The organism is Pseudarthrobacter raffinosi, assembly GCF_023913835.1.
Lineage (GTDB): Bacteria > Actinomycetota > Actinomycetes > Actinomycetales > Micrococcaceae > Arthrobacter > Arthrobacter raffinosi.
Genome location: NZ_JAMXBG010000014.1, coordinates 21,413 through 44,017, shown reverse-complemented (window position 1 = coordinate 44,017; position 22,605 = coordinate 21,413). Strand labels below are relative to the sequence as shown.

Here is a 22,605-nt window from a genome sequence, read left to right as displayed (position 1 = left end):
GTTATTCCTCGTCTCCTGCTGCGCCGAGCGCCTCGTTTTCGGTCCAGGTCCGCTTGGAACCGGTGAGGACGATGTCCCAGTTGTAGCCCAGCGCCCACTCCGGCTCGGTCAGGTTGTGGTCGTAGCTGGCCACCAGCCGGTCGCGGGCGTCCTGGTCCACGATGGACTGGTAGATGGGGTCCAGCGGGAAGAGCTGGTCCCCGGGGAAGTACATCTGCGTGACGATCCGCTGCGTGAACTCCGTGCCGAACATGGAGAAGTGGATGTGGGCCGGCCGCCAGGCGTTGACGTGGTTCTTCCACGGGTAGGCGCCGGGCTTGATGGTGGTGAACCGGTACGAGCCGTCCGGGCCGGTGATGCAGCGGCCCACTCCGGTGAAGTTGGGGTCCAGCGGCGCCGGGTGCTGGTCGCGTTTGTGGATGTAGCGGCCGGACGCGTTGGCCTGCCAGATTTCCACGAGCTGCCCGGCCACGGGGCGGCCGTCGCCGTCCAGGACCTTGCCGGCCACGATGATCCGCTCGCCCTGGGGTTCGCCGTTGTGCTGGATGGTCAGGTCCGATTCCAGGGCGTGCACGTCCTGGTGGCCGAACGCCGGCGAGTACAGCTCAATGGTTTCCGGGTCCGCGTGGTGCAGGCTTTTGGTGGGGTGCCGCAGGATGCTGCTGCGGTATGGCGCGTAGTCCAGCCGGGGCTGGGTCTCGGCCGAGACGCCGTCCTTGAGCGCCCGCGCGTAGGCATCGCCCATGGCGTTTATCTCTGCACTGAGATCCTGCTGTGTCTCCACTGCGGCCTCCTCTTCTCTGGTTGTTGCTTCTGAGTGGTGGTGCTGTCTTTACCGGTGCTGCAGGTGGTCGTACTGGACTGCGTGGCGCACGGGGGCGTTGGGGGCGCCGTAGCCGTCGTAGGCCGCGCGGCGTTCCACCATTTCGAAGAACACACTGCCCACGGTGGCCGTGTAGAAGTGGAGGAATTCGCCATCCGCGTCCCGGTCGTACAGCAGGTTCAGTTCCTGCAGCGTGGCCAGGAAGTCCGGTACCAGCCCGAAGCGTGCGTCCAGGTCCTCGTAATAGTTGGCCGGGATCTGCAGGAACTCCAGCCCGCGGGCCTTGCAGTCCCTGGCGGTGGCCACCAGGTCATCCACGGCGAAGGCGATGTGTTCCTGGTAGGTCCTGCGCTGCTGGTTCAGCGGCGCCAGGTTCAGCACCAGCCGCACGGCGCGGTCCCCGGTGGCCATGATCTGCGAGCGGACCAGGCCGGTGGGGCTGGGCACCTCCGCGAACGGCTGCGGCTCCAGGGCCAGGGCGCTTGTGTAGAAGAGGACGGCCTCGTCGAAATGCTGCCACGGCTGCGCCAGGTTGACGTGGTCGATCACGGCGGAGGGTCCGGCGGCTGGCTTTTCGAGCCCCTCCCCGAATTCGCTGGTCCAGGCCGCGGTGCCGTCGGACGTGCCCTGGCACAGGAAGATCTCCGTGGAATCCGGGGCGGCGAAGCCCTGGAACACTTCCTCGTTGGCCTGGCTCTTGCGCGGGACCGCGGGGGCCTTCAGCTGCTGGGCGCGGGCAGCGGCAATCACAGGGGAGGCGACGTCAAAGCCAAGGGCACCAATGGCAGGAGCGGTGGCGGGCGACGCATCCCCCGCTGACGTGCCCACCGTTGAGTCGTCCCCGTCTGCTGGTGCGGCCTCGTTGATGATCACCCGGGCGTGGCCCAGGCTCCAGAGCTGCACGTCCTTGGTGCGGTGCCGACCGTTGAACTCGAAGCCCAGCTGGCCCAGGACGGTTTCCAGTCCTTTGGTGTCCGCGGCCCTGACTTCGGCGAAGTTGTAGCCTGCCGGTTCGGCTACCTGCGGGAGCGTGGCGAGTTCCATTGGATAACGACGGCGGCCGGGGGCACGGGTGCCAGCGGCACCCGTGCCCGTCTCGCCGTCAGAAGCAGCATCCAGCCACTTGGCGCTCTGCTCCTCCAGCCAGATGAGCGAGCGCATGGCGTCGACGGCGGTGCGCTCCACGTCCGACTGGCGGAAGACGTCGTTGAAGATTTCCAGCGACACCGGGCCGCTGTACCCCGCCCGGACCACGTGGCCCATGAACTTGGCGAGCTCGAACTGGCCCTCGCCCGGGAACACCCGGTAGTGCCGGCTCCAGGAGAGGACGTCCATGGAGAGCTTGGGGGCGTCTGCCACCTGGACGAAGAAGATCTTGTCCGGGTTGAAGGCCTCGATGGGGGCGGTATCCCAGTTGCGGGAAAGGATGTGGAAGGAATCCAGGCAGGTGCCCAGGTTGGGGTGGTCCACGGCTTCCACCAGCTTGTGGGCGTGCTCGTAGTCGTTGACGTATTTGCCCCAGGCCAGGGCCTCGTAGGCCGCCTTGACGCCGTGGTCCCCGGCCAGCGCAGCCAGTTGGCCGAGCTGTTCCACCCGGAGGTCGTCGCTGTCGATGCCGGCGGTGGCCACATTCGAGCAGACCAGGACGGTGTCCATGCCCAGCCGCGCCATGAGCTTGAATTTGGCTTCGGCACGCCGGAGGTTGGCGGCCAGGAGGTCTTCGGACACGCTGTCGAAGTCGCGGAACGGCTGGTAAAGATCCAGCGTGAGGCCGAGGTCCGCCGCCATCTTGCGGACGTCCTCGGGCGTGAGCGGCGACGTGACCAGGTCCTGCTCGAAGATTTCGATCCCGTCAAAGCCGGCGATGGCGCAGGCCTGCATCTTTTCCTTCAGGGTGCCGGAGAGGCAGACCGTAGCGATTCCGGTGCGCATCAGGCAGCCACCTCTTCCTTGGCCACAAGCTCCAGGAAGTGGCCGCGCATACGGTCAGCGTCGGCTTCCTGCCCGGTGAAAATCCGGAAAGAGTCCGCCGCCTGGCCCACGGCCATGCGGCCGCCGTCCAGGACCTCGCAGCCTTTGGCGCGGGCGCCGCGGACCAGTTCGGTGTCGATCGGGCGGTAGACGATGTCCGCCACCCAGTGCCGTGTTTCCAGCAGGTCCAGGTCCAGCGGGACGCCCGGGTGGGCGGCCATGCCCACGGGCGTGCAGTGCACCAGACCGTCGGCCAAGTGCATCAGCTGCGGCAGCTCCGCCGTCGTACGCGCTGTGACGGTGCGGCCCGGGAAGAAGCCGGCCAGCTCGGCGGCGCGTGCCGCGCAGCGGGCGGGGTCCACATCCACCAGGTCCAGCGCCTTCACGCCGGCCGTGAGCAGGGCATAGGCGACGGCGGACCCAGCACCTCCCGCGCCAAGCTGGACCACGCGGTCCAGCCGCGCGCCCGGAAGGCCGGAGGCAAGCGCGGCGGCGAAGCCGGAGAAGTCGGTGTTGTGGCCGATGAAACGGCCGTCCTCGATGACGACTGTGTTGACGGCCCCGAGCCTGAGTGCATCCGGCGAAACCTCGTCCAGGTGCGCCAGCACAAGCTGCTTGCACGGATGGGTGATGTTCAGGCCGTTGAAGCCCAGGCTGCGGGCACTCTTGAGCAGATCCCCCACGGCATCGCCGGAAAGCCCGAGCTCCAGCAGGTCAATGGGGCGGTAGAGGTAGCGCAGGCCCTGCACATCGCCTTCGCGTTCGTGCATGGCGGGAGTGAGTGACGGCATCACGCCATCGCCGACCAGTCCCACGAGGTAGGACTCAGTTCGATTGCTCATCCGGGCAGCTCCTTTTGATACGGCACCCGGCGGGCAGCGGCGCTCGAGGCGTCTGCGGCGGGTCGGGTGATAGGGATTACAGTACAACACTTGTTCACTTCTCGCACGATTGTTCTAGATGCGAACATTTTGGAGTTATTTACCGTTGCGGCAAGCGCGCTGCCAGCTCCGCCGCGGCATCCTGCAGCAGGGGCACATGGGCCAGCAGGGCTTCCATGCTGAGGCGGAACACGGGAACGGCGGTGGCAAGGGAGGCGAAGGCGTGGCCCTGAGAATTGAGCAGCGGCACGGCCACGGCGCGCATGCCGTTCTCGTTCTCCTCATCCATCACGGCATACCCCTGGCGGCGAACCAGTTCCATTTCGGCGCGGAAGGCACCCCGGTCCGTGATGGTGTGTTCGGTGAGCGCTTCCAACTGGAGCTCCTCGATCAGGGCTTCCCGCTCCGCGTCCTCGGCAAACGCCACGAGGGCCTTGCCCACGGCGGTTGCATGCAGGGCGCCAAGGTGGCCGGGGTCGCTGGTGACGCGAAACGCCTGGGGGCCGTCAACCTTGTTAACGGTGAGGTGATGATGGCCGTCGCGGACGCTGAGGATGGTGGCCTCCCCCGTCTGCTCGGTGACGCGACGCAGGACCGGCAGGGCCGTGCCGGCAAATCCGTGATGATTGGAGACCCGCTGCCCCAGCTGGAAGATGCGGAGGCCCAGGTGGTAGCGGCGGCCGTCCGGCTCATAGTCCACAAAGCCGTCGCGCGTCAGGGAACCCAGGAGGCGGTAGGTGGTGCTGAACGGAAGTTCGGCCCGGCGCGAGATCTCCGCGGCGCTGGCACCGCGGGGTTCGTCGCCCAGGAGGACCAGCAGGCCCAGGGCCTTGCCCACCATGTCGGTACGGTCACCCTTGGGCGGCTGTGACTCGGCGGCAACGTCATCGACTGCTGTGGTTTGATTCACACTCATACGTCGATGTTGCCACATCGTGGGAACTATTTCTAGATGGTGATTATTTTCTTGACAAGTGACTGCGCTCACAGCCATCATTGCTGTATCGCACAAGTAGCTCCCACCATGTGGCTACTGGTCCGGGTCTTTCAACGGACACCAGCCGCACCGCGCTCCGCCATCACTCAGGCAGGTGCGGCTGCGCCCTCCAGATCCATCCGCGACAACGTCGTCACATCAAAGGAACTCCATGAGCCAGACACTTCCGTCCGCCGGGCCGGGCACCGTTGCCCCGGCCGGGACGCCAAAGAAAGCAGCCCTCGCCAGCTTCCTGGGCAGCGCCGTCGAATACTACGACTTCTTCATCTTCGGTTCCGCCGCCGCCCTGATCTTCCCCACGGTGTTTTTCCCGGACGCCGGGGCCAACGCGGCCATCATGTCCTTCGCCACCTTCGGTTTCGCCTACGTGGCACGGCCGGTGGGCGCCGTCATCCTGGGCCACTTCGGTGACCGGGTGGGCCGGCGGAAGGTGCTGATGTTCACGCTGCTGCTAATGGGCGCGTCCACGTTCCTGATCGGCTGCCTGCCTGACTTCAACACCGTGGGCTGGTGGGCTCCGGCACTGCTGGTGCTGGCAAGGCTTTGCCAGGGTCTCTCCGCCGCGGGCGAGCAGGCCGGGGCGTCATCCATGACGCTGGAGCACGCGCCGGACAACCGCCGCTCCTTCTTCACCTCGTGGACCCTCACGGGCACCCAGGGCGGCCAGATCCTCGCCGCCCTCGTCTTCATCCCCGTCCTGGCCCTCCCGGACGAGATCAAGTACGGCATCGGCTGGCGCATTCCGTTCTGGCTCAGCGCTGTGGTGGTGCTGGTGGCGTTCTTCATCCGGCGCACACTGCACGAACCGCCGGCCTTCGAGGAAGCCCAGAAGACCGCCCAGATCTCCAAGCTGCCCGTTGCCGACCTCCTCAAGGACCACTGGCGCGATGTGCTCCGAGTGGTCTGCTGTGCCTTCATCGCCGCTGTCTCCACCGTGTTCGGCACCCTCGCCATCAGCTACGCCAAGACCGTCGCCGGTGTTGACGGGACCACGACGCTCTGGCTGGTCGTCGGCGCCAACCTGGTGGCCCTGGGCACCCAGCCGCTCTTTGGCATGCTCGCCGACAGGATCGGCCGCAAGCCGGTCTTCATCTACGGCGCACTCTCCAGCGCCATCCTCACGCCGGTCTTCCTGCTCAGCCTGGAATCCGGAAGCGTCCCGCTGATGTTCCTCGCAGCGATCGGGTTCTTCTCCTGCGGTTACGCTGCCTCCAACGCCGTCTGGCCGTCCTTCTACGCCGAGATGTTCAGCACCAAGGTCCGCTTCTCCGGCCTGGCCATCGGAACCCAGCTCGGCTTCCTGATGGCAGGCTTCGCTCCCGCCATCGTGGCAGCGATGGGCGGCATCAGGCCCGGCGGCTGGGTCCAGATCAGCATCTTCACCGCCGTCATCTGCGGGATCTCGGCCATCTCCGCCCTGACAGCCAAGGAGACCTTCAACGTCCCCACCAAGCAGCTTGGCCTGAAGTAGGCCCGGCAGCCCAGACGTTACAGCCCGGACGCTGCTGCCCAGTTGCTTACCGGAAGGCCCGGCGTGTCCCCAGGACGCGCCGGCTTTTCCGTACCCGCGCGGGGCAGATGGGCTGGAACGTTCGACGGCGGGAAGCGGGCAGGGTGCCTACGGCCGTCCGGTGTCCAGGACCGAGGCAAGGTCGAAGCTGACCGGTTCCTCCAGTTGGGCGTAGGTGCAGGATTCGGGATCCCGGTCCGGCCGCCAGCGGTTGAACTGGGCAGTGTGGCGGAAGCGGTCGCCCTCCATGTGGTCATACCTGACCTCCACCACCAGTTGTGGCCGGAGCGGCACAAAAGACAGATCCTTGCCCGCGCTCCACCTGCTGCCCTCCGCGTTGCGCGGGGTCCGTTCGCCTTCCTCCTGCTTGGCCCAGGCCCAAGGATGACCGTCGAAGTCCGTGACCAGCGTCTGGAGTCCCTCGAACAACTCCTGCCGGCGCTTCATGGGGAAGGCGCCGATCACGCCCACGCTCGCCAGGCCGCCGTCGTCCTTGTACAGGCCCAGCAGCAAAGAGCCGATCGCGTCCGGTCCGCTCTTGTGCACGCGGTAGCCGGCCACCACACAATCGGCCGTACGTTCGTGCTTGACCTTGAACATCACGCGTTTGTCCGGCTGGTAGCTCCCCTCCAGCGGCTTGGCCACAATCCCGTCCAGGCCTGCACCTTCGAACTGCTGGAACCATTGCTCGGCGGTGGCCTTGTCCTTGGTCGCGGCGGTGAGGTGGACGGGAGCCTTGCTGGCGGCGAGCGCCTTTTCCAGCGCTGCCCGACGCTCGGCGAAGGGCCGGCCGGTGTAGTCGTCGTCGCCCAGGGCCAGCAGGTCAAAGGCCACAAACTTGGCGGGCGTCTGTTCGGCGAGGAGCTTGACCCGGCTGGCGGCAGGATGGATGCGCTGCTGCAGGGCATCGAAATCGAGCCGGTCACCGGAGGCCCCCACCAGGACAATCTCGCCGTCCAGCACACAGCGGGGCGGCAGGTTTTCCTTCAGGGCTTCCACGAGCTCAGGAAAATACCTGGTCATTGGCTTTTCGTTGCGGCTGCCGATCTCCAGCTCATCGCCGTCGCGGAAAATGATGGACCGGAACCCGTCCCACTTGGGCTCATAGCTGAGGGCCCCGTCGGGCATCCCGCTGACGGCCTTGGCGAGCATGGGCGGGACGGGAGGCATCACGGGAAGTTGCATAGTGCTCATTCTTGCCCGGGAGGCCCGCCGGCGGTAGGCCTGAACCGGCACGATGCCCAACTGAAGGCCGCAGCGGGGTTTGACGTGTGGGATTCGCCGAATCTGTAGTGCCGGCGGAAACGAATCGATCGCGGAGAACTAACCGGCTCCTAACGTTGAGGAAACCAGGGCGCAACATTGCCCAGCCACACTGGAAGTGCCGGCAAGCGCAGGCACCAGCTCCAGCCAGGAGGCCCCCATGTTGAAGGAAGCCAAAGCCCATGTAACAAGAGTCCGCGCCCTGGACCAGCTCCACCGCGGCGATGAAATCGAGGCCCGCCTCTCCGTAGGCCCCAGCTACGACGACGTGGTCATCCGCCGTGGCCGTGTCCAGGAGACAGCACCGGGAATCGGCGTTGTCTGGATCATGGACCATCACACCGGCTCGCGGAAAGCGATCAATACGGACGAATGCAGCGTCTGGCGCATTGCCTGACCGCGTGTTGGGCCGCTGGCGCAGCACTACTTGCGGAATCTTGCACCCTTGAATCTTGTACTCCGGAGTCTTGCACGACGAGGGCGGGCGCAGTCAGTCAGGACTGCCCGCCGGACCGCCCGAGAGATACTTCGGCCCTAACCTCCGGCCACCGACTGGATGACCAGTACCTCCTGGCCGGGCGACACCTCAGTTTCCAGGCCCTGGAGCCGACGCACTTCGTCACCGGCAACGTAAATATTCACGTACCGGCGAAGCGCCCCGGTTTCGTCCCGCAGCCGCCTGGCCAGCACCGGGTAATCCCCGGTCACCGAATCCAGCAGGCTTCCCACCGTCACCGTCCCGTCGGCGGGCGCAGTCAGGATGGACTGGCCGCCGGCCAGCGGCTGGAGGATGCTGGGTAGTACGACGCTGATGTCAGGCACCGCGGGCCGCTGCCGTTTCCGGAACCGGCAGTCCAGCCGTAGAGACTACGCAGGCGCGGACACACAGGACGTCGGGGAGATGGCTGACAACCTCAGCAAACGTCTCCCCCTCATCCGCGCTGGCGTACACGGTGCCGCCGCGCGTTCCGAAGTAGACGCCGGCTGGCTCGGATGAATCCACGCCCGCGGCGTCGCGGAGGACGCTGTTGTACTCCCCCTTGGGCAGGCCCGTATCCAGGCGCTTCCAGGTGGCCCCGGCATCGTCCGTTCGGTGCACGGCAAGCTTCCCTTCGGGCGGGATCCGCTCGCCGTCGGCCTTGAGCGGCACAACCCAGGCGGTTCCTTCCCGGCGCGGGTGCGTCAGCATCACAAAACCGAAGTCGGCCGGAAGTCCCTCGGCGATGGAGTTCCAGTTTTCGCCGTTATCATCCGTGCGGTAGACGCCGTGATGGTTCTGCGCGTACAGCCGTCCTTCCACCGCAGCATCCGCCGCGATCTTGTGGACGCACTGGCCGAACTCAGGATTGGGGTCCGGCATGAAGTAGGCCGAAATACCCTTGTTGCGGGGTTCCCAGGACTCACCGCCGTCGAGCGAGCGGTACACACCGCCGGTGCTCATGGCGACGTGGACGTTGTCCCCGGCCGGATTCACCACGATGGAGTGGGCGGCGGCGCCGCCGTAGCCCGCACCCCAGTCGCTGCGGTGAGGGTGGTCCCATAGCCCGCGGTTGAGTTCGAAATGCTCGCCGCCATCGGTGGATTTCCAGACCGAAATCGGTTCGGCACCTGCCCATACCACCCCTGGCCGCGACTCTGCGTCCGGGTAGATCTGCCAGATGCGCTCCACGGCCGCGCCGGTGTCTTCGGGGAACGTGATGGCGCCCTGTCCAGGTTCGGTCCAGGTGGCGCCGAGGTCATCGGAATGGGCCACAGTCGGGCCCCAGTGCTCGGACCTGACGCCCACCATGATCCGGGTACGGCCGTCCCGTGTGTCGATCCCGATGCTCGGGATTTCGCTCATCAGGAAATGCGGGCCGGAGAAGGACCATTGCTTCCGGTCCTGGCTGGTGGCCAGCCAGAGGCCTTTTTTGGTCCCGATCGCTAAGACAAAGTTCTCTGCGGTTGCCATGCACCCATGCAACCACCCCGGCCGGAGGGCCGCAACGCTTTTCTTCGCTATGTGGACTGGTCCGAGGGGACTGCTCCGGGTGTACCGGTCCGGCGTGGCCGTGCCGGCGGCGCCAGGGGCGTCCGGTCAGTCGACGAATTCGGACTGCGTCTCGATGAAATCCCAGTCGGCTTCGGTGAGGACAGCCACCGGGGTATCCGGATGCGGCCCGCCGGCTTCGGCGATGCCCTGCAGCACCGGCAGCGGCAGTTCCGCCGCACGGAGGTTTTCTCTCAGCCATTCCTTGGTTTGCAGGTCCAGATCCAGCCACCACATGTAGATTTCCATGCCGGTCACGCACCTTTCGTATGCTCCAACGTTAGGCGCCGCTCTGTCCACGTTCAAGGGTGGAAAACTCCAGTAGCGGGCTCCCATTTCCGCGTACCCACAGGTAACGGCGCAGGTCAAAGGCGGAAAAAGACGAGTACCCGCTACTCGCGACCGCGCCCGTCCGGCGCCCCTAGCCTGAATCCACAAGCAAAACTGATCATGCTGCTGGGGGCATTCAGAGAACCGCCGCTTCTCCCTCGCCGCCATGGTCCTTTCGGAAAAATCTGGGGAGACGAAAAACCATGAAACGAACATTCGCAACCTTGGGAGTGGTGGGGCTGACAATGCTCAGCGTCACGGCCCCGGCCAGCGCGGCAGACAACTTCACTCTTTGCCACAACGGACACACCATCAGCATTGACCTTAGCGGGGTGAACGGCCTGGGTGCCCATAGCGGTCACTCAAGGGACATCATCCCTCCCAATGAGCTGCTGCCTGGCGGATTGAACTGGGACGTTCAAGGGATGGCGGACTTTGACAATGACTGCGAGGCCGTGACGCTGCCGCCGGTTGTTGTTCCGCCCGTCGTCGTGGACCCACCGGTTGTTGTGGATCCACTGGTTGTTGTTCCGCCCATCGTCGTGGACCCACCGGCAGTGGTGGCTGGGGCCGCCGGCGCGGTCACACCGGCGGCGCAGACGCCAGCACCCCAGGTTGCCGCCCCCAAGGGCGCAGCTGCCAAGGCGCCCGCCGCGGCAGCAGCCGCTGTCAGCAAGGGCACCAACCAGGGCTTCAACGCACAAACCGCTGCGGGCGGAACAGATGAAGGTACTACGTGGCTGGCCGGCCTGGGTGTCCTGCTGGGTGCAGGCGCCGTGGTTGCGGTGCGCCGCAAGTCCCGCACGGAATCGCCGACGGCGGGCTGACGCCGCCAGCGCTGCCACAGACTGTCACCGAGGGCGTCCCGCCAAAACCTGGCGGGACGCCCTCGGCGCAATTTCAAGCAGGCGCACCTTCAACCCTCTGAACGCAAAGGAACATCATGGCGAAGCACTCCAGCACCCACGGCGTCCGGGGTGGCGTTCTGCGTGTCCTGGAAGTCCTGCGCGTCCGGGCATGGAACCGTGGAGATCTGGCAATCCTGCTGTGCGGAGTCCTGGGTTTCCTGTCCCTCACCTTCGGTGCTCCGCTGCTCAAGCACGGGGAAGCCGCCGTCCCCGCAGCGGAACTGTCGGCACGGTCCCGGGCCACGCCGTCGTCCGTTCCTTGGCCGCTGTCCGGCACTGGCGAAGCTCCGGGGGCAGCTCCAAAGACGGCAACAGCCCCGGCCGCAGACGCCACCACCCCCGGCCCGGCTTTGCCGGAAGCCTCCGCACCCCTGCGTATCCTCTACCCCGCTGCGGCAATCGACACGGCCGTCCATCCCCTTGAACCGGACGCCTCGGCCGTCGCCACCCGTACAGTAGAGCCGCCCACCACCATGGACGGGTATTGGCTGACACCGTTCGGGACTCCCGGCAACGGGTCGGGCAACACCACGTACATCATCGGACACAGCTGGGAGGGCCGGGACGCCCCGTTCAATCACCTCAGCTCCGCTGCCGTCATTGGCGACACGTTCGAGGTCGTCACCGTAACCGGCACCATCCCTTACCGCGTGGACAGCGTCACCACATACCTCAAGGACAGCCTCAAGGACAGCCCCATCTGGGACATGGTGCCCAGCCGCGTGGTCCTGATCAGCTGCTACACGGAAGACCCGTGGGGAAAAAACGTGGTGGTCTCGGCGTCGCCCGCTGCCGGCTGACACGTCCATGCTGACACGTCCACGCGCCTGACGCCCTGTTCAAGTGGCGCCCAGCGGCACAGAATGGCCTTATGAATCCAGAACGTTTCAGTGGCCCGCCTCCACTCTTGGTCGGCTTGCTGCCCGATCAGCATCCGGAGGTGCTGAAGACCGCAACATCCCTCGCAGCCAAACTGTCAGCGCCGTTGCTGTGCGCCTATGTTGACGAGGCCAGCTACCTGGTGGAATGGGATCCGACCAGATCCGCGCACCGACTGTCGCTTCACCCGGACAAGGACGACGACGATATCCGATCGGTCACCTCCGGCCTCAGGGCGGTGATCGAGCGAGCCGTGGCCGACGCCGCGACGTCGGGCGCCCCCGTTGATTGGACCCTGCGGACCCTGGCGGGGGATCCGGGCCGTGCACTGGCCCGTCTCGCCGCGGAAAGCAACTCCCCCATGATCGTCGTGGGAACGTCGGAGCGGGGCCTGACCCACCGGATCTCCGAACTGCTCAACGGATCAGTTGGACTCTGGCTGACTCATCATCAAAGCCGGCCAGTGCTGGTGGTTCCCTACCGGAGACCGGCGCATCAGGACGAGGCCTGAGCCGGGAGCCTGAGCCGTTGGCCTCGGCTCTTCGGGGCCGTTTCCGGGGGTCCGAAATAATAAAGCGAAAGTAGTTATTCGAGGTGGTAGCGGACGGCTGTACCGGCACGTAAGCTAATTCAAGCAGAAGGATCCGGTCGCAGAGGCCGGATTAATCTGCCCCAAAAGCTGCTCCGGAGTGCGTATCCCCCAATAACGCACTCCGGAGCTTTTTTCTGCCCTCCGGCAACCGTACCTACCCCTGGCTCGTGGCGAGCATCCCCGAATTGGATACCCCCAGGGGGTACTTGCTATATACCCCTACGGGGTATATATTGGCAGCATGGAACCTTCGCAGGAAACCTTGACCACACACACTGGCACCGACCCGGCGCCTACGCATGGCTACACCGCCAACAAAGAGGCATACCTGCGCAGGCTCAAGCGCATCGAAGGCCAGGTCCGCGGCATCGCCCGGATGGTGGATGAGGACAAATACTGCATCGACATACTGACTCAGGTCTCCGCGGTCACCAAAGCGCTTCACGCCGTGAGCCTGGGACTCGTGGAGGAGCACATCGGCCACTGCGTAGTGGGTGCCGCCGCGGAACCTGACCCTGACCTTCGCGCTGAAGCCATCGACGTCAAAGTCAAGGAAGCTACAGAGGCCATCGGCCGCCTCCTGCGCTGACCACCTGCCACTGACCACCCATTCACGGCCGGCCACCGCCGGCCCCCTTTCAAGGAGCCAGCCATGAGCAGCACCTCCACCACCGTCAACGTGTCCGGCATGACCTGCGGCCACTGCATTTCGTCTGTCAGCGAGGAACTTGAATCGCTCGCCGGGGTTGAAACGTTCGACGTCGAACTCAACGCCGGCGGCATTTCCACCGTCACCATCACCTCAAGCCAGGAGCTGTCGCCGTCCGAGATCGGCGAGGCGGTAGCCGAAGCAGGCTACCTGGTTGTTGCCAACGACGCGTAACGCTGTCTGATCGGGGGATCCATCATGAGCACAGACCATCTCCATCACCAGCCTCAAAGCCGGGTGGTTGAACTGGACATTGAGGGCATGACCTGCGCCTCCTGCGTGAACCGCGTGGAAAAGAAGCTGGGCAAACTCGACGGCGTCGAAGCCTCCGTCAACCTCCCGCTGGAATCCGCCCACGTCACGGTCCCGGCCGGCATCACGGACCAGCAAATAGTGGACACAGTCAACGCCACCGGCTACAAAGCAACCGTCCGCCTCCCGCGCTACCCGAGCCAAAGCACCGCCCACGAGCACCACGCCACCGATCACGACCAGCCTCAGCACGGCGGTACGGAAGACGGGCACAGCGCCGACTCCGGTGGCATGCGGAAGCGTGCGTCTAAGGGAGGAACGACCGAGCACGCGGAGCATGGCGCCGAAGGCGGCGCGCAAGGTGACCACATGTCCCACGGCCCCGCCTCCTCGCAACTGCGCCCGCGCCTGATCGTGGCCGCGATACTGACGCTCCCGGTCCTCGCGATTTCGATGGTTCCGGCCGTGCAGTTTCCCAACTGGGGCTGGGTAGCCGGGGCCTTGGCGTTTCCGGTGGTCAGCTGGGCGGCCTGGCCCTTCCATCGCGCTGCGGCCGTCAATGCCCGCCACCTGGCGTCCACCATGGACACTCTCGTCTCCATCGGCGTCGCTGCCGCTTACCTTTTCAGCGTGTGGCAACTGGCCCTGGATCCCCGTATGACCGAACACCCGGCCATGGAGGGCATGGAAAGCGGCGGGCTGTACTTCGAAGTGGCCGCCGTGGTCACCACCTTCCTGCTCCTTGGCCGGTTCCTCGAAGCCAACGCCAAACAGAAGGCCGGCGACGCCCTCAAGGCGTTGCTGAACCTTGGCGCCAGGGACGCCACCATCCTTCGCCACGGCTCCGAACATAAAGTCCCCGCCGATCAGCTCCGCGTGGGAGATGTCGTTGTGGTCCGCCCCGGCGAAAAAATCGCCACGGACGGAGAGGTGATCGACGGAATTTCAGCAGTGGACGCATCCCTGCTGACCGGCGAATCCGTCCCGGTGGAGGTGGAGCCCGGGAGCAAGGTCACGGGCGCCACCATCAACACTTCCGGCCGGCTACTGGTCCGGGCCACACGCGTGGGCTCCGAAACCACGCTGGCACAGATGGCCCGGCTGGTCTCGCAGGCGCAGACCGGCAAAGCCCCCATCGCCCGCCTCGCCGACCGGATCAGCGCCGTCTTTGTCCCCATAGTTCTTGCCCTCGCCGTGCTCACGTTTGCGCTGTGGCTCGCATTCAGCAGCCCGGTGATTGAGCCTGCCGAGCTCAGGGCAGCTTTCACCGCCGCAGTCACCGTCCTGGTCATCGCTTGCCCGTGCGCCCTGGGGCTTGCCACTCCCGTGGGACTGCTCACCGGAACCGGCCGGGGCGCCCAGCTGGGCATCCTGATCAAAGGCCCGCAGGTCCTCGAAGACACCCGCACCGTGGACACCATCCTGCTCGACAAGACCGGCACCGTCACCACCGGAAAACTCGCCGTGGCCAACACTCTCGCGTTTGACGGATACCAGGGCAAGGACGTGCTGCGGCTCGCCGGCGCCGTCGAAGCGGCATCGGAGCACCCGATCGCACACGCCATCGCGGCCGCGGCCCTTGAGGCACAAACCGGGCACGACGACGGCGGGCGGCTCCCCGCCGTCGAAAACTTCCGTTCGGCACCCGGCGGCGGAGTGGTGGGAACCGCTGATGGGCGAGTGATCCTCGCGGGCCGCACCGGCTGGCTCACGGAGAACGACGTCCGCCCTTCCGGCGCGCAGATGGAGGCGCTGGCCGATGCGGAAGCTACCGGTGCCACGGCCATCTGGGTGGCGGTGGACGGCACCCCTGCCGGCATCATCAGTCTCCGCGACACCGTGAAGCCGGGATCCGCGGAAGCTGTGGCAAAGCTGAAGAAGCTCGGGCTGCGCCCCATTCTGCTGACCGGGGACAACGCCGCGGTGGCCGCGCAGGTCGCTGCCGCCGTCGGCATTTCCCCTGACAACGTTTATGCAGGTGTTCTGCCTGCCGGGAAGGTCGACGCCGTCCGTCGGCTCCAGGCGGGCGGGGCCATTGTGGCGATGGCCGGCGACGGCGTGAATGACGCCGCCGCGCTGGCGCAGGCTGACCTGGGCATCGCCATGGGTTCCGGTACCGATGTGGCCATAGAGGCGGCGGACCTCACCGTCATGGGCAATGACCTGGGACAGGTGGCGCAGGCCATCGAATTGTCCCGGCGGACGCTGGCCACCATCAAGGCCAACCTGTTCTGGGCGTTCTTCTATAACGCCGTCGGCATTCCCGTGGCCGCCCTGGGCCTTTTAAACCCGATGATTGCCGGTGCCGCGATGGCGGCGAGTTCCGTCCTGGTGGTGGCAAACTCGCTCCGGCTGCGCAGCTTCGGCAAGTAGGCAGCGCCCACCCAACTAGGTAGCGCTAACTGTCGTTATGAACGCTCAAAACGACTGTTGGCGCTACTTACTTTCAGGGGAAGCGCCGCTCAGGCGGTGCCGAAGCGCACGGCCGCCCGGGCCCTTGCCTTGGCGGCCTCTTCGTCCCGGTGCTTGGCGGGAGCGTGGGTGACCAACGAATCCAGCAGGTGTTGGGTGATGTGGGCGATCTCGTGCACCGCCGCTTCGAAGGCGTCCTCGTTGGCCTTGGACGGCTTGGTGCTGCCGCTGACCTTGCGCACATACTGCAGCGCGGCGGCATGCACTTCCTCAGAGGTGGCATGCGGTTCGAAATTGTGGAGGGTTCGGATGTTCCGGCACATATGCCCATGCTAGGCTCTGGAACGCTTCGGATCGACCCCCCGCCCACCGGTGATCGAGCTTGTCGACATTCAACCACCGGGAGCTGTGGCCCATGGGGAGTGGTGCATGGGCAGCGGTGCCCATCGACAGTGATTTGGGGCCGGGATAGGTTCCAGGTAATGGATCTTCCGGGTGAGCCGGGGGCCGCTGGGATGCCGATCTGGATCGGATCCAAGGCAACGAGGAGAAAACTGATGGCTATTTGGGGCGCAGATGTAGAACAGCTCAGGACTCTTGGCAGCAAGCTGCAGGCCGGTGCTGGCGAGATCGAGCAGCAGAGGTCCAACCTGACGCGCGTGCTGGACAGCACCAACTGGAAGGGCCCGGACGCCGACCATTTCCGCGGCGAATGGTCAGGCACGCACACCGCGGCGCTGAACCAGGTCATCCAGGCGCTGAAGGATGCCAGCAAGAAGGCCACCAAGAACGCCAGCGAGCAGGACCAGGCTTCACGCTAACCGCAGAAGCCCTACTGCGAGGGCCCGGACACTGCACAGTGTCCGGGCCCTCGCGGCATTTATCGGCGGGTGCTCAACGAAAGGGAGGCACAACGGCGGGGCGACGGCGGTGCCCCGGCCTGTGGCACCTGCCTTTTAGGGCAAGTCCTACAGGGCAAGGCAGCCGGCACTCAGGGCACAGGTTCGACGTCGTTCGCGTGGTCCAGCGGCGCGGGCGCACCGACAGTTGCAGCGGCCGTGCCGGAGCGCAGCTCGTCCAGCCGGACCAGAACCACCCCGCCGACAATGAGGACGCCGCCCAGGAGCTGGATGGCGCCGGGCAGCTCACCCAGAAGCAGCCAGGCCCAGGTCACGGCGAACAGCACCTCGGTCAGCGAAACGAAGGACGCAACCTTGGAGCCAAGGGCGCGGGCAGCGACAACGCCGGAAACGTACGCCAGGACTGTTGCCAGGATGACCAGGCCACCCAGGGAGACCCACCAGGGCGTGATCCAGGGGCCGAGCCTGGTATCCGCGGTGCTGAAGGCCATGGGAAGCAGTCCCGTGGCGGCCGCCAGCCACATAACGGCTGCCCCCACCAGCAGCCCGGCGGACGCCAGGACGATGGGCGGCAGGGAATCATTCTCCTTGGCCGTGATGAAAAAGTAGATGGCAAGGCATACGGCAGCGGCCACCCCCCACAGGACCCCGATGATGTCGATCTTGACCGTTCCGGTGAGGTCCAGGACGAGAACCAGGCCGCCGAGCGACAGCACTGTTCCGCCGAAGGTCAGCGCCCGTGGCCGCTTCTTGCTGGCTCCCCATAGCCAAAGGACGATGAGGACGGGAGCCAGGTATTCAAGCAACAGCGCTACACCCACGGACAGGCGGGCTACCGCGTTGAAGTAGAACAGCTGGCATGCGGCCACTCCGATCAGGCCGAAAAGACCGATGGTGACCCAGTTGTCGCGCAGCTGGTACCACCGTCCGCGCAAGGCCAGAACGGCAGGAACGGCGAGGATCAGCGCGGCACCGGTCAGGCGGGCCGTCACGGCAGCGCCCGGGGACCAGCCGGTTTCCAGGAGCGCTTTGGCGAAGGAGCCGGAGAGCCCGAAGACGGCAGAGGAGAACAACGCGATTCCAAGGCCCGAGCCAAGGAATCCGCCCGCGGCTGCGGGGTTAGGGGCGGCAGTCACCGACGCCTCCTGTCAGGAGTAAAGTGTGATAATGGTCCTGACATTACGCCCGACCCCAGTAAGGAGTCAAGATGGTCTTTGCCCCTGACACCGAAATAGCCCTGCGCGCCGTCGTCAACCTGATCAACACCGCCGCCAACGGACGCGAATCGCTCGCCACGGTGGCGGACCTGGATCATTTCCTTCAGTCCGAGGGGTTCAGTGGAGCCCGCGCCCGCGATGCGGCGGAGCTGTCGAGTGTCCACGAACTGCGCGGGCGGCTTGCCGCCCTCTGGACTGCAGACGAAGACTCTGCTGTGGCAGGCGTCAACCGCCTGTTGCGCGAGGCCAACGCACTCCCCCAGCTAATGAAGCACGATGAGTGGGACTGGCATCTGCACGCCACTGCCAGGGACGCGCCGCTGGCAGAGCGCATGGGCACCGAAGCCGCCATGGCCTTGGCGGACGTCATCCGGAGCAAGGAGATGGACCGCATGCTCGTGTGCGAGGCCGAGGACTGCGATGCCGTGGTCCTGGACCTCAGCCGCAACCGGTCGAAACGGTATTGCGATACCGGGAACTGCGCCAACCGCGCGCACGTGGCAGCGTACCGCGCGCGGCAGGCTATTGTTCGCTAGGAGTGGCTGGAGCCGGTACCGTCAGCGTCCGGAGTCTCAGGGGCGCCGCCGGCCTGGCTGGGGCCGTGTCCCCCGAATCCGTGCGACGGTTTCCGGGCGGAACTCAGGTTGACGCCGGATCCCTTGCCCAGGTGTTCGGAGTTCTCCTTGTGGCTCATGGCCAGCATGGCCGCGATCACCAGCGTGACGATGAACGCGATGCCGGCGCCCGTGAAGGCGAGGTCGAACCGCGGGGTCTTCGAGCTGCCGCCGGAGGCGAAGATCAGCACCGTAACGAAGGCGAGGACGGCCCAGAACGCAGAGAACATCAGCGGCCCCTTCACCGAGGTCCGCAGCTTGCGCGGTTTTCCTGGTTTCTGGTCTGCCAAGGTAGTTCCTCTCCTACAGCCATGCCGAAGGGCGTGCTGGTTCGAATGTGTGGGGTTGTTCCGGGCGCGTTTTCTACGCCGGGTAGAACCTTTCGCTTCTAGTTTACGGCTTCGTGGAGGCGGGCCGGGAATCGTGCCTTAGCGTCAGCCCCGACAGGACCCAGAGCACACCGGAGATGATGGCTCCGCCGCCGGCGACGCCCAGCAGGGCATGGGCTCCGAGGCTGATGAAGAAGGGCAGGATCGTCGCGGTACCAAGGCCGATGATGCCCGAGGCCAGCCAGTCGCGGGCCAGCACGTGCCGGCGACGATACTTGAGGCCGCAGTACAGCTCCACGGCTCCGGCCAGGCCAAGTCCCACTGCCGCGACGACGCCGAAGACGCGGTCCCCGTGAAGCAGCGCCAGGGCAACACCGGCGCCTGCCAGGGCGGCCCCTGCGGCGGAGAGGATCTTGCCGGGCATGCCGTCACGCGCGTAGCCGGTCTTCGGGATGGCCCAGAGGACCAGCAGGCCCGTGGCCAGCAGGTACAGCCCGCCCGCCCAGCCCATGACCTGGACCGACGGTCCGGCCCAGAAAATGGTCGCGGCGCCGAACAACAGTGCGGCCACGGCCCGGAGCAGAACCGGCTTCCACAGGTCTGCCTGCTGGGCGGTGCCGGCGGGAGCATCTGTGGGCGTCAGTGGTTGGTTCACCGGTCCAGTTTAGTGGCCGCCGGCCCTATGGCGAACCCAGCACCATCCAGCGGTCCGCCCGGGCGCGCAGGCCCAGCGTCAGCGCCCGGGCGGCCATGTACCCCAGCGCAAAGGCGGCCCACAGCCACACCAGGCCTGCGGCGGCGGACATGCCGGAGACGGCAACGGCCACGAGCATGGGGACGTAGACAGCGAGGTTGACCACGCCCGCCAGCGCCAGGTACCTGGCGTCCCCGGCGCCGATCAGCACGCCGTCCAGGACAAAAACAAACCCGGCAAGAGGCTGACCGGCTGCCAGGATCCACAGGGCGTAGGTCAGCACGGACTGGACGCCGGCGTCGGAAGTGAACAGCACCCCTGCCCAGGGCGCCGCGACGGCCAGCAGGGCTCCCGTGACCACGCCGAATCCAATGCCCCAGCGGATCATGGTCCGGGTCAGGTGCCGCGCCCTGACGGCGTTGGAGGCGCCCAGTTCCTTGCCGATCAAGGCCTGGGCGGCGATGGCAAGGGCATCGAGGGCAAAGGCGAGGAACGAGAAGATGGTCATGGCCAGCTGGTGTGCCGCCAGGTTGACGGCACCTTGCCCCGTGACCACAAATACCGTGGCCAGGATGGCGATGCGCAGGCTCAGCGTGCGGAGCATAAGCCACGAACCGACCCGGGTCATTGCGCGGATGCCGCTCCAGTCGGGCCACAGGCTGATGCCGTGCCGGGCGGCATTGCGCTGGACCATCACCAGATAGACGGCCGCCATGGCCCATTGGGCCACGCTGGTGCCTGCCGCCGAGCCCGCAACGGACCAGTCCAGCCCGTAGACCAGCCACAGGTTGAGGACAATATTCAAGGCAAAGCCTGCGGTGGCCACGAGCAGCGGCGTCCTGGTGTCCTGCAATCCGCGCAGGACGCCGGTGCCTGCGAAGATGAGCAGCATGGCCACCAGGCCGGGCATGGACCAGCGGAGATAGTCAACGGCGAACGCGCGAACCTCACCCTCCGCCCCCATCAGGGCCACCAGCGGTTCAGCAGCCCAGAAGCCAGCCACAGCCAGGACCAAGCCGAGCAGAAGTGCCAGCCAGACGCCGTCGCGCCCGGCCGCGAGTGCCTTGCCCAGCTGGCCGTGTCCCATCGCGCGGGCCACCGCCGGGGTGGTGGAGTAGGCGAGGAAAACCATCAGGCCGACGGCGGTGTGCAGCACGGCGGAGGCGAGCCCCACCCCGGCCAGCTGGGCCACGCCGAGATGGCCCACAATGGCCGAATCCGCGAGCAGGAACAGCGGTTCGGCGATCAGTGCGCCGAACGCCGGCACGGCGAGCCGCAGGATTTCCCGGGCATGGCTGGCGGGACGCTGGACGGCAGCGGGGGCGGATTGGTTGGGCACGGTTTCAGCCTAACGGCCGGCACCGCCCACCTGGCTGCTCCGCTTCCGTGACGCCGGAAGTCATGACAAAGGACACAATGGCGGACCATTAGTTGACACTTCAACTAATGGTCAGAGAGACTCGATTTATGAATCAGTCACGCCTCACCACCACTGCCATCACCGTCCTGCGCGTCGCCCTCGGCTTCCTCTTCGCCGCCCACGGCTGGCAGAAGTTCAACGAATGGACCATCGCCGGCACCCAGGCCGCGTTCACCCAGATGGGCGTTCCGGCAGCCAACGTGTCAGCGCCCCTCGTCGCAGGCCTCGAATTGGCTGGCGGCATTGCCCTCATCTTGGGCGTACTCACCCGCGTGGTGGCCGCCCTGCTGGCCGTAAACATGATCGGCGCCTTCTTCCTGGTGCACGCCTCGGCAGGAGTCTTCGCCGACAAGGGCGGGTACGAACTGGTGCTGCTCCTGGGCGCTGCCGCCCTGGCACTCGCACTCACCGGAGCCGGCCGCGTGTCCGTGGACCGCGTCCTGTTCGGCCGCAAGGGCTCCAAACTGGCAGTCCTCGCCTAAGCGGACTCCTCCTCAACGAGCAGCGCCCGACGGCGGACAGGCACCCAGGTGCCGGTCCGCCGTCGGGCTTTTAACGTCTTTGCCGTGGCAGGAGCGTCAGCCGGTCACCCCGGTCAGTTCGTTGGGCACGTGGTCCAGGTCCGTGCTGTTGATGATTTTCCCGGATTTGAGATCCACGGCATGGATCCTGGAAGCAGCCGGTTCTGTGACGTAGGCGGTTGAACCCTGGACAAACAGGGTCGGGCGGGGATCTTGCCAGGCATCCGGCTCCGTCCAGGCGCCAACCACGGAAATGGCAGTGCTCTCTTCGCCCGTCGTCGGATCAATCACATGAAGCGCCCCGTCGGTGCCCAGCACCAGAGCCTCCCCGCCCGGACCGCGGCCCAGGGAACGGAAGGAATAGCTGGCGCCCAGGTCCACCAGCTGCAGCGTCCCGGTGTCGGTGTTGACCAGCGAGATCCGGGTGGGCCGCTCCAGGTCAGCGTCCCTGTCCACCTTGTAATCGCCGAGGATCACGGGAGATTCATGGCTTCCGGCCTGGTTGCCCATGCGGCCGTACGGGTCAGGGCCTGCAACCTTGGTGAAGGCGCCGTTGCGGTAGACCAGCATGCCGTCCTCACAGCCCACCACCACGGTTTCATGGCCCGCCACTGCCTCACCATGCACGCCGGGGCACTCCTGGTTGCGGAGCAGTTCACCGCGTCCCTGCCCGCCGCCATTTTCCGGCGCACTCAGCAGCGCCAGGCCAGTGCGGCCCTCCTCGTTCCCGAGGGTGACCAGCAGCTTCCCATCCTCCAACGCGATGGCGACGCCGTGGTGGGCTTCGGGTGCGGTGTAGGTGCTGGTCTCGGGCAGGCCGGCCTTGAGTGCGTCAGTCAGCGCGGCCGGATCAAAGACCTCCACCTTCCCTGAACCGTCATTGAACAGCACTGTCTTCCCGGCGTGGTTGACCACGTGGCCGGCCTTGCTGGCGCTGAAGGCCCGGTCCGTCAGCCGAGGTGCGGCGGCATAGGAGTGCCCATGGTCGCCGTGCGCCTCGGTCCACACACCTGCATCGAAGACGCGGAAGGAATCTCCGGTGGCCACCAGAACGTGCCGGCCGTCGCCCGCCGGGCTGAGGCGGTTGAAGCCTTCCAGCGGCACTTCCTCCACGGGCTTCAGCGTCTTCGCATCGAGAACGCTAATGCCGGCGTCGTGGGTCAGGACCAGCCGAGGGGTGGGGGCCTGGCCTTCCTTCGCCCGCCCTGCTGTGGCAGAAGCGGAAGTGCCGGCCGAGTCAGGGCCTGCGCCCTGCGACGGTCCGGAGCCCGCGCCCGGAGCAGCCCCGCATGCCGTGAGGAGCAGTGCCGAAACCGCGAGAACTGCCGGGAGAGCCTGCGGATAAGTGCGCATATGGCCGGGATGTGAGTGAGTTTTTATCATATCACTAACGA

At 66.2% G+C, this 22,605-nt stretch carries 25 protein-coding genes; 11 read left to right on the top strand and 14 right to left on the bottom strand.

Going from position 1 to position 22,605, the window contains the following annotated elements:
* Position 1 precedes the first annotated feature (1 nt).
* The 4 genes from pcaH to NG697_RS14125 form a co-directional block, all read right to left on the bottom strand.
* Positions 2 to 784: a protocatechuate 3,4-dioxygenase subunit beta gene (pcaH, locus tag NG697_RS14140; RefSeq protein ID WP_252614516.1), complete on the bottom strand. Its 783-nt coding sequence runs from the start codon at positions 782 to 784 to the stop codon at positions 2 to 4.
* A 48-nt stretch (positions 785 to 832) separates the two neighbouring features.
* Positions 833 to 2,755: a bifunctional sugar phosphate isomerase/epimerase/4-hydroxyphenylpyruvate dioxygenase family protein gene (locus tag NG697_RS14135; RefSeq protein ID WP_252599665.1), complete on the bottom strand. Its 1,923-nt coding sequence runs from the start codon at positions 2,753 to 2,755 to the stop codon at positions 833 to 835.
* Positions 2,755 to 3,636, bottom strand: coding sequence for a shikimate dehydrogenase (locus NG697_RS14130; protein WP_252599666.1), 882 nt, complete (start codon positions 3,634 to 3,636; stop codon positions 2,755 to 2,757). The genes NG697_RS14135 and NG697_RS14130 overlap by 1 nt, the downstream gene beginning before the upstream one ends.
* Before the next feature lie 139 nt (positions 3,637 to 3,775).
* Entirely contained in the window at positions 3,776 to 4,591 is an 816-nt protein-coding gene (locus tag NG697_RS14125; protein ID WP_252599667.1) for an IclR family transcriptional regulator, read from the bottom strand.
* A 232-nt stretch (positions 4,592 to 4,823) separates the two neighbouring features.
* Here NG697_RS14125 and NG697_RS14120 point away from each other — a divergent pair, with 232 nt between their 5' ends.
* Positions 4,824 to 6,143, top strand: coding sequence for an MFS transporter (locus NG697_RS14120; RefSeq protein WP_252611482.1), 1,320 nt, complete (start codon positions 4,824 to 4,826; stop codon positions 6,141 to 6,143).
* A gap of 147 nt (positions 6,144 to 6,290) precedes the next feature.
* On the opposite strand, the gene NG697_RS14115 is transcribed toward NG697_RS14120, so the two are convergent.
* Complete coding sequence (locus NG697_RS14115) at positions 6,291 to 7,367, bottom strand: ATP-dependent DNA ligase (RefSeq protein ID WP_252611481.1); 1,077 nt, start codon at positions 7,365 to 7,367, stop codon at positions 6,291 to 6,293.
* A gap of 238 nt (positions 7,368 to 7,605) precedes the next feature.
* On the opposite strand from NG697_RS14115, the gene NG697_RS14110 reads away from it, so the two are divergent.
* A complete protein-coding gene (locus NG697_RS14110; protein WP_056341782.1) occupies positions 7,606 to 7,842 on the top strand; it encodes a hypothetical protein in 237 nt (78 codons plus the stop codon).
* Between the two features lie 137 nt (positions 7,843 to 7,979).
* Here NG697_RS14110 and NG697_RS14105 read toward each other — a convergent pair whose 3' ends face one another.
* The 3 genes from NG697_RS14105 to NG697_RS14095 all read right to left on the bottom strand — a co-directional run bounded on the left by NG697_RS14105 (position 7,980) and on the right by NG697_RS14095 (position 9,723).
* Positions 7,980 to 8,267 (bottom strand): MoaD/ThiS family protein, encoded by a 288-nt coding sequence (locus tag NG697_RS14105; protein WP_058930693.1) that lies wholly within the window; start codon positions 8,265 to 8,267, stop codon positions 7,980 to 7,982.
* Positions 8,260 to 9,396, bottom strand: a complete 1,137-nt coding sequence (locus NG697_RS14100) for a WD40/YVTN/BNR-like repeat-containing protein (protein WP_252614515.1) — start codon at positions 9,394 to 9,396, stop codon at positions 8,260 to 8,262. The genes NG697_RS14105 and NG697_RS14100 overlap by 8 nt, the downstream gene beginning before the upstream one ends.
* Positions 9,397 to 9,522: 126 nt before the next feature.
* The gene (locus NG697_RS14095) at positions 9,523 to 9,723 is read right to left on the bottom strand and encodes a hypothetical protein (protein WP_056342139.1); all 201 of its coding nucleotides are present in this window, start codon (positions 9,721 to 9,723) and stop codon (positions 9,523 to 9,525) included.
* Between the two features lie 284 nt (positions 9,724 to 10,007).
* Between NG697_RS14095 and NG697_RS14090 the strand changes: the two genes are divergently transcribed.
* The 6 genes from NG697_RS14090 to NG697_RS14065 all read left to right on the top strand — a co-directional run bounded on the left by NG697_RS14090 (position 10,008) and on the right by NG697_RS14065 (position 15,517).
* A complete protein-coding gene (locus NG697_RS14090) occupies positions 10,008 to 10,631 on the top strand; it encodes an LPXTG cell wall anchor domain-containing protein (RefSeq protein ID WP_252614514.1) in 624 nt (207 codons plus the stop codon).
* 116 nt (positions 10,632 to 10,747) lie between these two features.
* Positions 10,748 to 11,512 (top strand): class F sortase, encoded by a 765-nt coding sequence (locus NG697_RS14085; protein ID WP_252614513.1) that lies wholly within the window; start codon positions 10,748 to 10,750, stop codon positions 11,510 to 11,512.
* Between the two features lie 71 nt (positions 11,513 to 11,583).
* Positions 11,584 to 12,102: a universal stress protein gene (locus NG697_RS14080; RefSeq protein ID WP_252599674.1), complete on the top strand. Its 519-nt coding sequence runs from the start codon at positions 11,584 to 11,586 to the stop codon at positions 12,100 to 12,102.
* A 322-nt stretch (positions 12,103 to 12,424) separates the two neighbouring features.
* Positions 12,425 to 12,772, top strand: a complete 348-nt coding sequence (locus NG697_RS14075) for a metal-sensitive transcriptional regulator (protein WP_252599675.1) — start codon at positions 12,425 to 12,427, stop codon at positions 12,770 to 12,772.
* Between the two features lie 63 nt (positions 12,773 to 12,835).
* Positions 12,836 to 13,066: a heavy-metal-associated domain-containing protein gene (locus NG697_RS14070; RefSeq protein ID WP_252614512.1), complete on the top strand. Its 231-nt coding sequence runs from the start codon at positions 12,836 to 12,838 to the stop codon at positions 13,064 to 13,066.
* Between the two features lie 24 nt (positions 13,067 to 13,090).
* Positions 13,091 to 15,517 carry a heavy metal translocating P-type ATPase gene (locus NG697_RS14065; RefSeq protein WP_252614511.1) on the top strand — a complete coding sequence of 809 codons (2,427 nt, stop codon included), beginning with the start codon at positions 13,091 to 13,093 and terminating at the stop codon, positions 15,515 to 15,517.
* Between the two features lie 89 nt (positions 15,518 to 15,606).
* On the opposite strand, the gene NG697_RS14060 is transcribed toward NG697_RS14065, so the two are convergent.
* Positions 15,607 to 15,879 carry a DUF2277 domain-containing protein gene (locus NG697_RS14060; protein WP_104062916.1) on the bottom strand — a complete coding sequence of 91 codons (273 nt, stop codon included), beginning with the start codon at positions 15,877 to 15,879 and terminating at the stop codon, positions 15,607 to 15,609.
* 234 nt (positions 15,880 to 16,113) lie between these two features.
* Between NG697_RS14060 and NG697_RS14055 the strand changes: the two genes are divergently transcribed.
* Positions 16,114 to 16,377 carry a WXG100 family type VII secretion target gene (locus tag NG697_RS14055; protein ID WP_252611473.1) on the top strand — a complete coding sequence of 88 codons (264 nt, stop codon included), beginning with the start codon at positions 16,114 to 16,116 and terminating at the stop codon, positions 16,375 to 16,377.
* Between the two features lie 170 nt (positions 16,378 to 16,547).
* Here NG697_RS14055 and NG697_RS14050 read toward each other — a convergent pair whose 3' ends face one another.
* Positions 16,548 to 17,552 carry an EamA family transporter gene (locus NG697_RS14050; protein ID WP_252599678.1) on the bottom strand — a complete coding sequence of 335 codons (1,005 nt, stop codon included), beginning with the start codon at positions 17,550 to 17,552 and terminating at the stop codon, positions 16,548 to 16,550.
* A gap of 71 nt (positions 17,553 to 17,623) precedes the next feature.
* Between NG697_RS14050 and NG697_RS14045 the strand changes: the two genes are divergently transcribed.
* Complete coding sequence (locus NG697_RS14045) at positions 17,624 to 18,169, top strand: CGNR zinc finger domain-containing protein (RefSeq protein ID WP_252599679.1); 546 nt, start codon at positions 17,624 to 17,626, stop codon at positions 18,167 to 18,169.
* Here NG697_RS14045 and NG697_RS14040 read toward each other — a convergent pair.
* From NG697_RS14040 to NG697_RS14030, 3 genes are all read right to left on the bottom strand, one after another.
* The gene (locus NG697_RS14040; protein ID WP_058930682.1) at positions 18,166 to 18,537 is read right to left on the bottom strand and encodes a hypothetical protein; all 372 of its coding nucleotides are present in this window, start codon (positions 18,535 to 18,537) and stop codon (positions 18,166 to 18,168) included. The two genes, NG697_RS14045 and NG697_RS14040, sit on opposite strands and share 4 nt — an antisense overlap.
* A 103-nt stretch (positions 18,538 to 18,640) precedes the next feature.
* The gene (locus NG697_RS14035; RefSeq protein WP_252611472.1) at positions 18,641 to 19,231 is read right to left on the bottom strand and encodes a hypothetical protein; all 591 of its coding nucleotides are present in this window, start codon (positions 19,229 to 19,231) and stop codon (positions 18,641 to 18,643) included.
* 25 nt (positions 19,232 to 19,256) lie between these two features.
* On the bottom strand, positions 19,257 to 20,609 hold the full coding sequence (locus NG697_RS14030; protein WP_252611469.1) for an MATE family efflux transporter: 1,353 nt from the start codon (positions 20,607 to 20,609) through the stop codon (positions 19,257 to 19,259).
* Positions 20,610 to 20,737: 128 nt separating this feature from the next.
* Here NG697_RS14030 and NG697_RS14025 point away from each other — a divergent pair, with 128 nt between their 5' ends.
* Positions 20,738 to 21,172 carry a DoxX family protein gene (locus NG697_RS14025; RefSeq protein WP_252599682.1) on the top strand — a complete coding sequence of 145 codons (435 nt, stop codon included), beginning with the start codon at positions 20,738 to 20,740 and terminating at the stop codon, positions 21,170 to 21,172.
* A 96-nt stretch (positions 21,173 to 21,268) separates the two neighbouring features.
* Here NG697_RS14025 and aztD read toward each other — a convergent pair whose 3' ends face one another.
* Positions 21,269 to 22,564 (bottom strand): zinc metallochaperone AztD, encoded by a 1,296-nt coding sequence (gene aztD / locus NG697_RS14020; RefSeq protein WP_252614510.1) that lies wholly within the window; start codon positions 22,562 to 22,564, stop codon positions 21,269 to 21,271.
* Positions 22,565 to 22,605: the final 41 nt, after the last annotated feature.